At 68.1% G+C, this 14708-nt stretch carries 17 protein-coding genes; 5 read left to right on the top strand and 12 right to left on the bottom strand.

What is annotated here, in order from left to right:
- The first annotated feature begins 79 nt into the window (after nucleotides 1–79).
- Entirely contained in the window at nucleotides 80–850 is a 771-nt protein-coding gene (locus tag M2421_RS03340; RefSeq protein WP_259203232.1) for an NAD kinase, read from the top strand.
- A gap of 79 nt (nucleotides 851–929) precedes the next feature.
- The gene (locus M2421_RS03335) at nucleotides 930–1877 is read left to right on the top strand and encodes a 5'-nucleotidase (RefSeq protein WP_259203230.1); all 948 of its coding nucleotides are present in this window, start codon (nucleotides 930–932) and stop codon (nucleotides 1875–1877) included.
- Between the two features lie 29 nt (nucleotides 1878–1906).
- On the opposite strand, the gene M2421_RS03330 is transcribed toward M2421_RS03335, so the two are convergent.
- The 6 genes from M2421_RS03330 to kynU form a co-directional block, all read right to left on the bottom strand.
- Complete coding sequence (locus M2421_RS03330) at nucleotides 1907–2482, bottom strand: DUF2939 domain-containing protein (protein ID WP_259203227.1); 576 nt, start codon at nucleotides 2480–2482, stop codon at nucleotides 1907–1909.
- A 65-nt stretch (nucleotides 2483–2547) separates the two neighbouring features.
- Complete coding sequence (locus M2421_RS03325) at nucleotides 2548–3531, bottom strand: aldo/keto reductase (protein ID WP_259203225.1); 984 nt, start codon at nucleotides 3529–3531, stop codon at nucleotides 2548–2550.
- 5 nt (nucleotides 3532–3536) lie between these two features.
- Complete coding sequence (locus M2421_RS03320; protein ID WP_259203222.1) at nucleotides 3537–4223, bottom strand: DUF2461 domain-containing protein; 687 nt, start codon at nucleotides 4221–4223, stop codon at nucleotides 3537–3539.
- Nucleotides 4220–5659 (bottom strand): exodeoxyribonuclease I, encoded by a 1440-nt coding sequence (gene sbcB / locus M2421_RS03315; protein WP_259203220.1) that lies wholly within the window; start codon nucleotides 5657–5659, stop codon nucleotides 4220–4222. Before sbcB ends, M2421_RS03320 begins: the two co-directional genes overlap by 4 nt.
- Entirely contained in the window at nucleotides 5659–7026 is a 1368-nt protein-coding gene (locus M2421_RS03310; protein WP_259203219.1) for an FAD-dependent monooxygenase, read from the bottom strand. Before M2421_RS03310 ends, sbcB begins: the two co-directional genes overlap by 1 nt.
- 31 nt (nucleotides 7027–7057) lie before the next feature.
- On the bottom strand, nucleotides 7058–8335 hold the full coding sequence (kynU, locus tag M2421_RS03305) for a kynureninase (protein WP_259203218.1): 1278 nt from the start codon (nucleotides 8333–8335) through the stop codon (nucleotides 7058–7060).
- A gap of 434 nt (nucleotides 8336–8769) precedes the next feature.
- Here kynU and M2421_RS03300 point away from each other — a divergent pair, with 434 nt between their 5' ends.
- The gene (locus M2421_RS03300; protein WP_259203217.1) at nucleotides 8770–9321 is read left to right on the top strand and encodes a hypothetical protein; all 552 of its coding nucleotides are present in this window, start codon (nucleotides 8770–8772) and stop codon (nucleotides 9319–9321) included.
- A gap of 159 nt (nucleotides 9322–9480) precedes the next feature.
- On the opposite strand, the gene M2421_RS03295 is transcribed toward M2421_RS03300, so the two are convergent.
- From M2421_RS03295 to asnS, 6 genes are all read right to left on the bottom strand, one after another.
- Nucleotides 9481–10011: a 3-hydroxyanthranilate 3,4-dioxygenase gene (locus M2421_RS03295; RefSeq protein WP_259203215.1), complete on the bottom strand. Its 531-nt coding sequence runs from the start codon at nucleotides 10009–10011 to the stop codon at nucleotides 9481–9483.
- Between the two features lie 25 nt (nucleotides 10012–10036).
- Complete coding sequence (gene can / locus M2421_RS03290; RefSeq protein ID WP_259203213.1) at nucleotides 10037–10699, bottom strand: carbonate dehydratase; 663 nt, start codon at nucleotides 10697–10699, stop codon at nucleotides 10037–10039.
- Between the two features lie 72 nt (nucleotides 10700–10771).
- Nucleotides 10772–11482 carry an FMN-binding negative transcriptional regulator gene (locus M2421_RS03285; RefSeq protein WP_259203212.1) on the bottom strand — a complete coding sequence of 237 codons (711 nt, stop codon included), beginning with the start codon at nucleotides 11480–11482 and terminating at the stop codon, nucleotides 10772–10774.
- Nucleotides 11483–11488: 6 nt separating this feature from the next.
- A complete protein-coding gene (locus tag M2421_RS03280; protein WP_259203211.1) occupies nucleotides 11489–11803 on the bottom strand; it encodes a hypothetical protein in 315 nt (104 codons plus the stop codon).
- Nucleotides 11800–12105 (bottom strand): hypothetical protein, encoded by a 306-nt coding sequence (locus tag M2421_RS03275; RefSeq protein WP_259203208.1) that lies wholly within the window; start codon nucleotides 12103–12105, stop codon nucleotides 11800–11802. The genes M2421_RS03280 and M2421_RS03275 overlap by 4 nt, the downstream gene beginning before the upstream one ends.
- A 37-nt stretch (nucleotides 12106–12142) precedes the next feature.
- Nucleotides 12143–13537 (bottom strand): asparagine--tRNA ligase, encoded by a 1395-nt coding sequence (gene asnS, locus M2421_RS03270; protein ID WP_259203206.1) that lies wholly within the window; start codon nucleotides 13535–13537, stop codon nucleotides 12143–12145.
- A 186-nt stretch (nucleotides 13538–13723) separates the two neighbouring features.
- Between asnS and M2421_RS03265 the strand changes: the two genes are divergently transcribed.
- Nucleotides 13724–14062, top strand: a complete 339-nt coding sequence (locus tag M2421_RS03265) for an iron-sulfur cluster assembly accessory protein (RefSeq protein WP_259203205.1) — start codon at nucleotides 13724–13726, stop codon at nucleotides 14060–14062.
- 58 nt (nucleotides 14063–14120) lie between these two features.
- The gene (locus M2421_RS03260) at nucleotides 14121–14669 is read left to right on the top strand and encodes a CbrC family protein (protein ID WP_259203203.1); all 549 of its coding nucleotides are present in this window, start codon (nucleotides 14121–14123) and stop codon (nucleotides 14667–14669) included.
- The last annotated feature ends 39 nt before the right edge of the window (nucleotides 14670–14708 follow it).

Below are 14708 nucleotides of genomic sequence, written 5' to 3'. Positions count from 1 at the left end.
GACGGCGGATGCGCGGACCCGGCCAGCGGCCGGCACGACCGGGTATGCTCTTGCTGGCATACCCCACCCGGATCCACCGATGAGCGACACCCCCCGTATCGCCTTCCTGGCCAGCAACACCGAGGCCGCGCAGCAGGCCTTGGCCGTCATGCTGGCCCGGTATGGCACGTGCGCGCCCGAGCAGGCCGATGTGCTGTGCCCGCTCGGCGGCGATGGCTTCATGCTGCAGACCCTGCATCGCTACGCGGCGCTGGGCAAGCCGGTGTTCGGGATGAAGCTGGGCACGGTGGGTTTCCTGATGAACCAGTTCCGTGATGACGACCTGCCGGCACGCCTGGCGGCGGCCGAGCCGGCCAATCTGCGCCCGCTGGAGATGCTGGCATTGACCGAATCGGGTACCACCACCGGGTCGCTGGCGTACAACGATGTGTCGCTGCTGCGCCAGACCCGCCAGGCCGCGCACATCGGCGTGGACCTCAATGGCCAGGAGCGGGTGGCCGAGCTGATCGGCGATGGCGTGCTGGTGGCCACCCCGGCCGGCAGCACCGCCTACAACTATTCCGCGCACGGCCCGATCCTGCCGCTGGGCTCGCACACCATCGCGCTCACCCCGCTGGCCCCGTACCGCCCGCGTCGCTGGCGTGGGGCGATCCTCAAGGCCGACACCGAAGTGCGCTTCCGCGTGCTGGACCCCTACAAGCGCCCGGTCAGCGTGACCGCCGACTCGCACGAAACCCGCGACGTGGTGGAAGTGACCATCCGCGAGTCGCGCGAGCGCCGGGTGACGCTGCTGTTCGACCAGGAGCACAACCTGGAAGACCGCATCCTCAGCGAACAGTTCATGTTCTGAGCCCACCCGGGCGTGACGGCCGCGCACTGTGGGACAATGGCTGGCCGGCCGCTTCGGCCGCATTGGATTGCTGAGTGCCATGGGCGACAACACCCCCCGTCTGCTGACCGTCGCGGTGACCTCGCGCGCGCTGTTCGACCTGGAAGAAGGCCACGCGCTGTTCGAGGCCGAAGGCGTGGACGCCTACGCCGAGTACCAGCGCAAGCACGAGGACGACGTACTGCGCCCCGGCGTGGCGTTCCCGGTAGTGCGCAAGCTGTTGGCGCTCAACCAGGGCCAGTCCCCGGAGTCGCCGCGCGTGGAAGTGATCCTGCTTTCGCGCAACTCGGCCGACACCGGCCTGCGCATCTTCAATTCCATCCAGCACTACGGCCTGGGCATCATCCGCGCCACGTTCACTGCCGGCGAGCCGACCTGGCCCTACGTGAAGCCGTTCGGTACCGACCTGTTCCTGTCGGCCAACCCGGAATCGGTGCGCCGCGCGCTGCTGCATGGCATCGCGGCGGCCACCATCCTGCCGAAGCCGCCAGGCGAGACCATCGCCGCGGCCGAGCAGGTCGACCTGGGCCGGCCGCTGGGCCAGCTGCGGATCGCCTTCGATGGCGATGCGGTGATCTTCGGCGATGAGAGCGAGCGCATCTCGCGCGAGCAGGGCGTGGAAGCGTTTGGCCGGCACGAGCGCGAGAACGCGCGCGAGCCGCTCAGCGGTGGCCCGTTCCGCAACTTCCTCTCCGCCCTGCACACCCTGCAGGCCGTGTTCCCCTCGGGCGAGGATGCCCCGATCCGCACCGCGCTGGTCACCGCGCGTTCGGCGCCGGCGCACGAGCGGGTGATCCGCACGCTGCGCGAGTGGGGCGTGCGCCTGGATGAAGCGCTGTTCCTGGGCGGGCGGCACAAGGGGCCGTTCCTGGAAGCGTTCGGGGCCGACATCTTCTTCGACGATTCGCAGCACAACATCGACAGCGCCCGCCAGCACCAGCGCGTGGCCGCCGGCCACGTACCGCATGGCGTGGCCAACGACGGCTGACCTATCGCCGTGGCGGGCCGCGGCCGTGCTTACCGGAGCGGCAGGCCCGACGGCACATCCGGCGCGCTGACCAGCGGCAGGCGGATGTCGACCAGCTTCCAACGCAGGCCGGAGCGCTGCAGCACGAAAACCACGGGGGTGCCATCCGGGGTGTGGGTGGTGGCGGTGAAGCGCGACAACGACTCGAAGCGATGCGTGGCGCCCTGCAGCGGCCGTGCCTTGCGCGGTGCCGCGTACGCGTCGCTGCTTTCCAGGTCGTTGCGGGCGCGTTTCCACAGGGTGTGGCCTTCCAGCAGCGCGCCGATCCCGGTCGGGGTGACCATCGCGTCCACCGCGGTGCCGGTGAGCGTTTCGCTGGCCGACAGCAGCAGCGCGCCGATGACGTTGGACTGCACGTCAGCGCCGGCGCGGCGGACCACGTAGTCGTTGAGCTGCGCGCGCAGGTTGGCCCGCAGCATCGGGAAGTCCACGTAGCGGTCGAGCTTGGCGGTGTCGCGGGTTTCGATGGCCTGCGACAGGCCGCGCACGGTGAGGTAGGGGCCACTGAAAAACACGCCTGCCAACAGCAGCAGCAGGGCCAGCAGCAACCAGGGAAGCTTTTTCATCACATCACGCATCTGCAGGGCATCGGGTTGAGCTTGCCGCAGTGGGTGTCGGGAAATGTGAAGGCTTACTGGCTTGGCGATCGCCCTGACTGGAAGGCGGCCACCAGGCGCGCGCGCTCGTCCGCTTGCAGTGCGTCCACCCGCGTGTCCAGGACCTGCGCCAGGTTGCCGATGCGGGTGGTGCCGAGCACGCCGCTGGCGATCGCCGGGTTCTGCAGCACGTAGGCGAACGCGGTCTGCGCGGGCGTCTGCGACCGCACCGTGGCGACCGCGCGCTGCATCGTGCGCGCACTGCGCATCAGTTCGCGGCTGGACGGCTTCAACCACGCGCGGGCGAGGTACCACGCGTCGGCCAGGCGCGGCACCCGCGGCCGTGCGGGCAGCAGGTGGCCCTGGGCCAGCACGGTGCCGGCCAGGACGCCGATGCCCGCCGCGTGCATGGCCGCGATCAGCGGTTCGCGGTCCTGCTGCAGGGCGTTGTAGTCGATCAGCGCGACATCGAACATGCCGGGGTGGGCAGCCATGAACCGCATGGTGCCGGCCGTGTGGGTATTGATGCCGAGCAGGCGGAACATGCCGTTGCGGCGCATGCGCGCCAGTGCCGAGAGCAGCTCGTCGGTGATCTGTGGCACGCCGATGCCGTGCAGCTGGAAGATGTCCAGGTGGTCGCAGTGCAGGTTGCGCAGCGAGGCGGCGCAGCTGCGCTCGATGGCCTCCGGGGAAAAATCGCGGTGTTCGGCACCGCTTACCCCGGCCTGCCCGGTGAGGGTGCCGGCCTTGCTGGAGATCACCAGCCCATCGCGCGGGTGCGCGGCGAACGCGCGCTGGAGGATGCGCCCCAGCCGCGGCTCGGCATTGAAGGCGGCGTAATTGTGGCCGGTGTCGAACAGGTTGACGCCGCGCTCCAGCGCGTAGCGCACGATGCGCTCGGCCTGGTCTTCGGCGAAACGGCGATGGCCCCAGAAGCCCGAGCAGCCCAGCGCGACCTGCGATACCTGCAGGCCGCTGCGGCCGAGCGGGCGCAGCGCCACGGGAGACGGCGTCGGCATGCGGCTCAGAACTCCAGGTCCAGCGCGGCGCACAGGTAGTCCACGAACGGCCCCAGCGTGACCAGGTCGGCGGCGATGGTCTGGCGCAGGCGCGGGCCGGTCATGGTGGCGTCGTCCAGCGCGCGCCAGAACACCCAGTTGCGGTGTTTGAGGTCATCGATGAACTCGAAGTCCGGCTCGAAGCCGCGCGGGGCACGCACCAGCTTTTCGCTTTCCTCGAAGTCGAACTTCTTCCGCAGCACCGGCGAGTGCGCGGCGGCCTTCCAGCTGCCCGGGTTGTCGACGATGAAATGCCGCACCTTGCGCTGCGTGGCCGGCTCGGGATGCCACAGGCCGGCACCGACGAAGCTTTCGCCTGGCTGCAGGTGGATGTAGAACGACGGCGCGGGTACCTGCCTGCGGCGCTCATGGAACAGGCGCGCGCCCTGCCAGCTCTTGTAGGGCGATTTGTCGTTGGAGAAGCGCGCGTCGCGGTAGATGCGGAACAGCGAGCCACCCACGCCGCGCGGGTCGGCGCGGAAATGCGGGCTGACTGCGGCCAGGTCGGGCTGCAGGTCGGCGATCAGGCGCAGGAACGGCTGGCGCACGTGCTCCTCGTACTGCGGTTTGTGCTCGTTGAACCAGCTCTTGTCGTTGTTGCGGGCCAGCCCACGCAGGAACGTGAAGCTCTTGGGGGTGAAATAGCTGCTCACAGGCTCTGCTCCAGGTGGGTGCCCCAGTCGCGCAACTGTTGCAGCAGGGCGAGCCGGGCCGGGTCGGCGGCGTGCTCGGTGGCCAGTGCATCCAGTTGTTGGCGGAACTGCGGCAGGTTCTGCTCGCCCAGCGCGGTGTCGCCGAGCAGGCGCTGGCGACGATAGTCGTTCCAGCGTGAGTGCTCGGTCGCGTCCAGGGTGTCCAGATGATTGCGTGCGCGGTAGCGGAACAGCAGCTCGGGCATGCGCGGGTCGCGCAGGCGCTCGGCGAAGCTGGCCAGTTCGGCCGGTGGACTCGTGCGGATGCGGGCCATCAATGCCTTGTCGCCGTCGGCCAGGAAACCGTCGTACAGCGAGGCATCCACGTCGCTTGGGGGCAGCGCACGTTCGCCGCCGAACACCTGGCGGGCCTTCTCGGCCAATGCCGGTCCCAGCTCGCGCAGGCGCGCGGCCTTGGCTTCGATGGCGGCCACGTCCAGGCCAAGGCGCGCATGGTCGGCGGCCCGCAGGTGGTTCCAGGCGACCAGCGCAGGCACCTTGTTGACGTGCACTTCCTTGAGCGGCACGCGCTGTTCGCCCTCGGCCAGGTCGGCGGCGCGGGTGTACAGGCGTGCGGCGATGGTCTCGGCGGGCAATGCCAGCAGCGCGTCGACGTCGCCGTCCAGGTCGAACACGATGACCCGGTTGCTGATGTACGGATGGCGTGCCAGCGGCAGCACCGGGGCGGCGCACAGGCGCTGGGCCGGATAGCGCATCGAGATGTGCAGGACCGGCTGCATCGCCTCCACGTCGAGCAGGCTGGCCACGAAGCGCTTGTCGCGCAGCTTCAGGGCGTAGTCCCACAGCCGCGGCTGCGCCTGTTTGAACAGGCGTGCCATGCCGATGGTGGCGTACACGTCCGACAGCGCCTCATGGGCATCGCCCTGGCGCACGTCGTTGGCGGTGGCCAGGTGCTCGAGTTTGAACGAGGTGGCGCCATCTTCGCGCTGCGGCCACACCACGCCCTCGGGGCGCAGCGCGTGCAGCAGGCGCATCATGTCCAGCAGGTCCCAGCGCGAATTGCCGTTGCGCCACTCGCGCTCGTAGGGATCGTAGAAGTTGCGGAACAACCCGTGGCGCACGAACTCATCGTCGAAGCGCAGCGTGTTGTAGCCCAGCGAGCAGGTGCCCGGTCGCGCCATCAGGTCGTTGATGCGCGAAAACGCGTCGGCCTCGCTGACGCCGGTGGCGAGCGCGTGCTGCGGGGTAATGCCGGTGATCAGCGTGGCCACCGGCGAGGGCAGCAGGTCGTCGGCCGGCTTGACGTAGAAGCTGACCGGCGCCTCGATGATGTTCAGCTCGGCATCGGTACGGATCGCGGCGAACTGCGCGATGCGGGTGCGCCGAGGGTCCTGGCCGAAGGTCTCCAGGTCGTAGAACAGGAAGCTGTCTGCCATCAGTGTGCGCCCTCCAGCACCGGCAACTGCGCGTGCACGATCCGCTCCAGCGCCGGCCAGTCGATGTGGTCCATGCTGTCATGCCCGGCGGTGGCGTCCTCCAGGATGCGCCGCTGCAGTTCGGTGCGCGCCAGCGCCACCGCATACGGTGTGTGCAGGAAGGTCACCATGGTGTAGTGCGGCACGAAGCGGGTCGGCCAGCGTGCCTGCAGCGCCTGTTCGAGCTCGCGCTGCAGCAGGAACGCCGGATCGGCCACGCGGTCGCGCATCTCCAGGTAGTTCTCCAGCGCCATCTGCTGGATCGCCTCGGCATTCGGCTTGCGGTCGGCCTCGAACGCGGCGAAGGCCGCGGCCAGCGAATCCTGCGCCAGCAGGTGGCCGGCCAGCGCCACGCAGTCCTCGAACGCGCAGTTCATGCCCTGGCCGTGGAACGGCACCATCGCATGCGCGGCATCGCCGAGCAGCACGGCGCGGCCCTGCAGGTGCCAGTGGGTGAGGTGCAGCGTGCCGAGCAGGCCCGGCGGATGTTCTTCCCAGTCGCGGCGCAGGTTGGGGATCAGCGCCAGCGCATCGGGGAAGTCGCGCGCGAACAGCGCCTCGGCTTCGGCGCCCGTGGTGGTGGTGGCAAAGCTGGGCTCGCCCGTGTTGGGCAGGAACAGGGTGACGGTGAAGGTGCCTTCGTCGTTGGGCAGGGCGATGCACATGTAATGCCCGCGCGGCCAGATGTGCAGGGCGTTGGCCTCGATGCGGAAGCCGCCGTCGGCGGTCGGCGGGATCTCCAGCTCCTTGTAGGAGTGGTCCAGGAACTCGATGCGCTCGTCCAGCGGCTGCTTGCGGTTCATCGCCGCGCGCAGCGCCGAGCCGGCACCGTCGGCGCCGATCAGGGTGTCGAAGCGGATGTCATGCGGCTGGTCGTCGCGGTCGTCGATGAAGCGGGCGTAGCCGGCATCGAAATCCACGGTGTGCAGGCGGCGGTGGAAGTGCACCTGCGCGCCGGCGTCCTCGGCCAGCTGCAGCAGCGTGGTGTTGAGGTCCTTGCGGTGGATCGACCAGATCACCTCGCTGTCGTCGCGGCCGTAGCGCTGCAACTGCGGCTCGCCCTGGCGGGGATGCACCATCCGGCCGCGCATCATCACGGCCTTGGCCATGACCGCGTCTTCCACGCCGGCCTGGCGCAGCGCATTGCGTCCGCGCTCGGCCAGCGCCAGGTTGATCGAACGGCCGGACTCGTAGTCGCTGATGCGCGGGTCGCCGCGGCGCTCGTAGAGGGTGATGCGCCAGCCTTGGCGCGACAGCAGGATGGCGAGCAGGGAGCCGGCCAGGCCGGCGCCGATGATGCTCAGCGAGCGTGAGGGGGTAGCGATCAAGTCGGTGTCCGCAAGGGGGAGGGGGCGCGGCTTAGTGGCCGGCCCAGGCGCCCACTTCATCGATGAAGTGGTGCAGGTCCTGGTAACGGTTGTAGAGCGGGGTGGGCGAGATGCGGATGACGTCGGGCTCGCGCCAGTCGCCGAGCACGCCGACGGTCTGCAGGTACTCGAACAGGCTGCGCCCACGCTCGCGCCCGCCGACCACGCGCAGCGAGAGCTGGCAGCCGCGACGCTCGGGTTCGCTGGGGGTGAGCACCTCCAGCACGCCGGCCAGACGGGCGCGCACCAGCGAATCCAGCAGCCCGGTGAGGCGCAACGATTTGGCGCGCAGCATGGCGATACCGCCGGCCTTGTCGACCACGTCCAGGGCCGCGCGCAGCGGCGCCAGGCCCAGCACCGGCGGGTTGCTCAACTGCCAGCCTTCGGCGCCGATGGCGGGCACGAACTGCGGGGCCATCTTGAAGCGGGTAGCCTCTTCGTGTCCCCACCACCCGGCAAAACGCGGCAAGGTGGTGTCGCGGTGGTGGCGTTCATGGACGAAGCAGCCAGCCACGGCGCCCGGGCCGGCGTTGAGGTACTTGTAATGGCACCAGACCGCGAAGTCGGGCGCGATGTCATGCAGGTGCAGGGGCACGTTGCCGACCGAGTGCGCCAGGTCGAAACCGACCCGGGCGCCCTGCAGGCGGGCCATGCGGGTGATCGCCTCCAGGTCGAACACCTGGCCGCTGCGGTACTGCACGCCGGGCCACAGCACCAGCGCCAGGCGCGGGCCATGTTGGGTGATCGCACGCTCGATGGCCTGCAGGGAAATCGTGCCGTTGGGTTCGTCGGGCTGCACCTCGATGAGGTCGGTGGCCGGGTCGAAGCCATGGAAGCGGATCTGCGATTCGACCGCGTGGCGATCGGTGGGAAACGCGCCGGCTTCGATCAGGATCGCCGGGCGCTGCGCGCTGGGCCGGTAGAAGCTGACCATCATCAGGTGCAGGTTGACGCTGAGGGTGTTCATGGCGACCACTTCACTGGGCAACGCGCCCACGACGCGGGCGAGCTGTTCGCTGACCAGGCGGTGGTAGCGCAGCCACTGGGTGTCGCCGGTGAAGTGGCCTTCGACGGCCAGGCTGGCCCATTTGTCCATCACCTCCTGCACCGCCGCGCGCGCAGCCCGCGGCTGCAGGCCAAGCGAATTGCCGACGAAGTAGACCTGGTCGCGATGGTTGTGCTGCGGGAACACGAACTCGCTGCGGATGGCGCGCAGGGGATCGGCGGCGTCCAGGGCAACGGCATGGGTGCGGCTGAGAATGTCGGACATGGTGCGACCAGCGGTGACAGTGACCGACAGTTTATCCGGTGGTGGGGGTGTGGGGTGTCGTGGGGTGTGTGTTGGTAAAGGTAGCCGTAACAGCAATGGCGTCCTGTCGGGTCGTCGGCTGGGCTGGCGCGGTGCGGGTGGGGTGCCGGGACACGCAGCAAACCCCGCGCGGCGGTCCGGCCCAGCCGCTGGCGCCTGTGCGTTCGGGCGCTTGCGAGGCGGTGCCTCGCAAGCAAAGCGCCCTCACTCCCGGGGGCTCGGCGTTGCCATCCATGGCAACACACGGTCCCGGCAACGCACACGCACACGCACCCCCCAGCAGTGGGTCGGTTTCCATGGGAAATGCCGGAAATGCCGGAAATGCCGGAAATGCCGGAGATGCCGGAGATGCCGGAAATGCCGGAAATGCCGGGAAGCGCGGGAAGACTCCGGCAATGAGGGAAACGCCGGGAAATGCTGGGAACAGGGGGGCACGGGGAACAGAGGGAACACGGGGAACACGGGGGAACACGGGAGACGCGGGAGACGCGGGAAACGCCGGAAACGCCGGAAACGCCGGAAACGCCGGAAACGCCGGAAACGCCGGAAACGCCGGAAACGCCGGAAACGCTGGAGAGGCTGGAGACGCCGGGAACGCCGGGAGCGCCCGGAAACGCTCGGAACGCCGGGAAAACGTGGGGAACGTCGGAATACGGGAACTGCGGGAAACGCTGGGAACGCCTGAACGCCGGAACGCCGGAACGCCGGAACGCCCGGAAACGCTCGGAAACGCCCGGAAACGCTCGGAACGCCGGGAAACGTGGGGAACGGCGGAAATAGGAAATACGGGAAACGCTGGGAACGTCGGAACGTCGGAACGTCGGAACGTCGGAACTCGGAACGCCGGAAACGTCGGAAACGATCGGAACGCCGGAACGCCGGCAACCGCGGCAACCGCGGCAACCGCGGAAAAAAAAGGCGGAAAAAACGCGGAAAACGCTTGGTAGAGCCGAGCCATGCTCGGCTGCTCTTCATTCAGAGGTCATGCTGCCATCGCATGAAGAAGAGGTATCGGCACTCGATCGAGGATCGACCCTACCGGCCCCTTCTCCCCCGCATCTGCCAGCCCACAAAACGCGCACATGCATCCATCCGCGTCCGAGCCCTCACCCCTCAACCGCCACCGCACTGCCCGGCAACGGATCCACGTGCCCGCACGCATCACACGTCCGCAGATCCAGCGACGACTGGTAGCGCGCGAACACCTTCGGCAGGTCGGTCTCGATGTTCTCCAGCGCGAAGTACTCTTCGTACAGCTTGTGGTTGCAGCGCTCGCAGTACCACAGCAGCCCATCGCGCTCGTGCGCCAGCCGCTTGCGCTCCACCACCAGGCCCACGCCGCCAGCCGGGCGGCGCGGCGAGTGCGGCACCTTGCCCGGCAGCAGGAAGATCTCGCCGGCGCGGATCGGAATGTCGCGCACTGCGCCATCCTCCTGCACCTTCAGCGTCATCTCGCCTTCAAGCTGATAGAACCACTCGGGGCCCTCGTCGTAATGGAAGTCGGTGCGGCTGTTCGGGCCGCCCACCACCATCACGATGAAGTCGCCGTCCTCGATCATCTTGTTGCCGACCGGCGGCTTGAGCAGGTGCCGGTGTTCTTCGATCCAGCCCAGCAGATTGATCGGCATCGGGAGCATGGCGCAAGGTCCGTAGTGGGGGAGGTCAGTCGCGCTTGCCGCGACGCGGAACGTGCGCCAGCGCCCGCTCATAGGCCGGCTGCAGGTCTTCCGGCGCACCGACGTCGATGCCCATCTCGCGCACCCGCCCGTCCTTCAGGCTGTACACCCAGCCGTGCACCATCAGCTTCTGGCCGCGCGCCCAGGCGTCCTGCACGATCGTCGAGCGGCAGGCATTGACCACCTGCTCGATCACGTTCAGTTCGCACAGCCGCGCGTGCTTCAGCTCCGGGTCGTCGATCGCATCCATGATCGACGCGTGCTTCTGCGCCACGTCGCCCACGTGCCGCAGCCAGTTGTCGGCCAGGCCCACGCGCGTGTTGTGCAGGGTGGCGTGCACGCCGCCGCAGCCGTAGTGGCCCACGATCAGGATGTGCTTCACCTTCAACTGGTCCACCGCGTACTGGATCACGCTCAGGCAGTTCAGATCGGTATGCACGACCACGTTGGCCACGTTGCGATGCACGAACACTTCGCCCGGCGCCATGCCGATGATCTGGTTGGCCGGCACGCGGGAATCCGAGCAGCCGATCCACAGGTATTCCGGGTGCTGCTGCTTGGCCAGCTGGTGGAAAAACTCCGGGTCTTCTTTTTCGATCCGGTCCGCCCATTCGCGGTTGTTCTGCAGCAGCTTGTGGATGTCTTTCATCGTGCGGGGTCCCTGACGTCGGGTGGGGGCAAGGCGCGGCCAGGCCGGCCGCGTCGTCGCAGGAGGGGGAGGTCAGTCGGCGGCGGTGCCGCCCTCGCGGCGCCAGCGCATCCACTGCGCCAGCTCGCGTGACGCCGGGGCGTCCAGTGCCGACAGCGCGTCGATCACGCTGGACTGGTTGGCCTCGGGATGGTTCTGGCTGAGTTTGAGTTTGATCTGCACCTGCGCCGGGCGGAAACGGAAACCGACAATGCCGGCGAGCATGCGCTGTTGGCGCGGCTCGATCGGCAGCAGGTCCCAGTCGCCGCCGACCTGCGCTTCGTAGTGCGCGCTCAGGCCATCCAGCATCGCGATCAGTGCCTCATCATCGGTGACCGGCTCCAGTACGCCGCGCAGTTCCGCGGCGGCGTAATTCCAGGTCGGCACACGCGCCTGTGCGGCCTTGTGTTCACCCCGTCCCTGGGGCTCACCCTGCGGGCCAGCCTTGGGCTGTCCAACGCCGTTCCTGACGGCGTTGTCCGGATACCAGCCGGGGGAGACATACGCATGCGGGCCGTGCACGAGCATCAACGCGGGGCCGGCATGGCCCGCCTGCGGGTTGGGCTTGGCCCAGTGGCCTTCGATCAGGATGCCATCGGCGTCGCGCCGGTACAGCACCGGCATCCGCGTGGCCTGCGGCAGTCCGTCGGCGCCGGTGGTGACCAGGGTGACGAACGCATCGCGCGCCAGCAGCCGGTCCAGCCAGATCAGGTCGGTCTCGACGAAGGCGGACGGGATGAACATCGTCGGTTACGCGCGGGCGCCCAGGCTCTGGATCATGCGGCCGTGCAGGGCATCGTCGCTGTCGGCCTGCGGCGGCTGCACTTCATGCAGCGAGAAGCCGCGGATCAGGGCGTCTTCTTCGTCCAGGCCGTCGTAGGCGACGAACTCGGCGTCGAACAGTTGCGAACGCGCGGTGTCTTCGCTGTCGTAGCTCAGCGTGTTGCCGTCGCTGTCCAGCACCTCGGCGGTGCCGGCGGGGCGCACGCGCAGACGGGCCCAGATCAGCGTGTTGCCCAGGCTGGCCAGGAACCACTCGTCGCGGTGGGTGGGGGTGTCGTTCATATCAATACCATCGAAAGCAGCCAGAGCAGGGCAGCCATGCCCAGTCCGGCCAGCAGGGTCAGCAGCGACACCCAGGCCGGTGTCGCCAGCCCGGACAGCGCCCGGTCGGGGGTCTGCCGGTAGTCACGGCCGAGCAGCCAGCGCAGCGCGTCCGGGCGCAGGAACGCGCCGCTGCCGAAGCGTTCGGCCAGCGGCGGGTGGCGGTCGCGGATGTGGATCAGGGTCAGCGGCCAGAAGATCACGAAGGCACTGAACCCGGCGATCGCCACGCCGACGAAACACAGCGCGAAGAACAGGGTCATGGGTCAGGGCCTCCTTGGATGGACCAGCGCGCGTGGATCAGAACTCGGCGGTACCCGGTGCGCGCGGGTAGGGGATCGCGTCGCGGATATTGCCCAGCCCGCACACGTACACCACCAGGCGCTCGAAGCCCAGGCCGAAACCGGCGTGCGGGACCGACCCGTAGCGGCGGAAATCGCGGTACCAGCCGTAATGCGCCGGGTCCAGGCCGAACTGCGCCATGCGCGCGTCCAGCACGTCCAGGCGCTCTTCGCGCTGGCTGCCGCCGATGATCTCGCCGATGCCCGGTGCCAGCACGTCCATCGCCGCGACGGTCTTGCCGTCGTCGTTCAGGCGCATGTAGAACGCCTTGATGTGCTCGGGGTAGTTGGTCACCACCACCGGGCGGCCGATGTGCTCCTCGGTCAGCCAGCGCTCGTGTTCGGTCTGCAGGTCCAGGCCCCATTCGACCGGGAAGTCGAACTTCTTGTCGGCCTTCTGCAGCAGCTTCACCGCCTCGGAGTAGTCGATCTGCTCGAACGGGGCATTGATGAACGCTTCCAGCTTGGTGATCGCGTTCTTGTCCACGCGCTCGGCCAGGAAGGCCAGGTCGTCGCCGCGCTCGTCGAGCACCGCGCGGAACAGGTACTTCAGGAACTGCTCGGCCAGGCGCGCGTCTTCGGCCAGGTCGGCGAAGGCGATTTCCGGCTCGATCATCCAGAATTCCGCCAGGTGGCGGGTGGTGTTGGAGTTCTCGGCGCGGAAGGTCGGGCCGAACGTGTAGACCTTGCTCAGCGCCAGGCAGTAGGCCTCCACGTTGAGCTGGCCGGACACGGTCAGGAAGGTTTCCTTGCCGAAGAAGTCACGGCTGAAATCGACCTCGCCCTTGTCGTTGCGCGGCAGGTTGGCCATGTCCAGGGTCGAGACCCGGAACATCTGGCCGGCGCCTTCGGCATCGGAGGTGGTGATGATCGGGGTGCTGATCCAGTTGAACCCGTTCTGGTGGAAGAACCGGTGTACCGCCTGGGACAGGCAGTTGCGGATGCGGGTGACCGCGCCGAACAGGTTGGTGCGCGGGCGCAGGTGCGCCACTTCGCGCAGGAACTCCGCGCTCATCGGCTTGGGCTGGATCGGGTAGGTCAGCGGGTCGTCGACCAGGCCGACGATCTCGATGTCGTGGGCCTGGATTTCGAACGACTGGCCCTTGCCCTGGGACTTCACCAGCGTGCCGCGGGCGATCACCGAGCAGCCCGGGGTCAGGCTCTTGATGTCGTCGAAATTGGGCAGGGTGTCATTGGCCACCACCTGGATGGGGGCGAAGCAGGAGCCATCGGTGACATTGACGAAGGCCAGCGCCGCAGAGCCGCGTACCGTACGAACCCACCCGCGTACTGTTGCCTCGCCGCCTTCCGGGATCTTCCCGGCAAGCGCATGTTCAACGCTGACCACCGTCATGACTTGAATCCTCTGTTGATCGACTCGATCTCTGAACACGGAGTTTAACGGGTGCGGTGTTCGGCTTGCGAGGCATTTTTCGCGCGCTCTCCGGGGCTGCGCGCCATGTGAACCGCAGCGACGGCCGTCGAAGCCGGGCCGCGCCATACCCTCTATAATGATCACGATCCGCTGGAGTTGCCTGTCATGGCCGTAAGCCTTACCCCTGTTGCCTTTGCCCGTGTGCAGAAGTTCGTCGAGCAGACCCCCGGCGCGCTGGGCCTGCGTTTCGGCGTGACCCGCACCGGCTGTTCCGGCTGGGGCCACATCACCGACCTGGCCCGCGATGAGCGCGATGGCGACACCGTCTTCGAGCAGGATGGGGTCCGCATCTACGTGGACGCCCCCAGCCTGGCGCTGGTGGACGGCACCGAGATCGACTTCGGCAAGCACGGGCTGAGCGAAACCTTCACGTTCAGGAACCCGAACGCGACCGCTGAATGCGGCTGCGGCGAGAGCTTCACCACCGAGGCCGACAAGGCCTGAGCGGGGCAGGGGTGCGCCCGGCCTTGGCGCGGCAGGTTGGCCGCATCGTCCGCCTGCCATGACCGAACGGCCCGTGTTCCGGTATCAGCCCAATGCCTACTCGATATCCTTCGAGGAGGTCGAGGGTGTCTGCGACTGCTGCACGCAGCGCCGTTCGGTGCGATACCGGGGCTCGTTCTACTGTGCCGGGGAGACGCCAGGCTACCTGTGCCCCTGGTGCATCGCCGATGGCTCGGCCGCCGCCCGATTCTCGGGTGAGTTCATCGGCTGGGCCGATATCGAAGGGGTGTCCCCCGATCCGGCCGATCCGCCGCCCGCGATTCCCCGCGAGCTGCTGTTGGAACTATGCGATCGGACGCCGAGCTACCCTGCGTGGCAGCAGGCGGTCTGGTTGACCCATTGCGACCGCCCGTGTGCCTTCCTCGGGTATGCAGGGGCTGACGATCTGGCGCCGTACCTGGACCAGGTCCTGCCTGACATTCGCGAGGTAAGCCCTCGCGATCCCGACGGGGTGCTGAAACACCTCGGTCGCGATGGGGCGATGGCGGGCTGCCTTTTTCAGTGCCTGCAGTGCGGCCAGCATCGGCTGCATGTCGATATGAGCTAGGATAAGTTGCTGAAAACATTGGGTAATGCGTATTCTCGG

The organism is Stenotrophomonas sp. BIGb0135 (assembly GCF_024810105.1).
Lineage (GTDB): Bacteria > Pseudomonadota > Gammaproteobacteria > Xanthomonadales > Xanthomonadaceae > Stenotrophomonas > Stenotrophomonas maltophilia_AB.
This window is presented reverse-complemented; position numbering and strand designations above follow the sequence as displayed.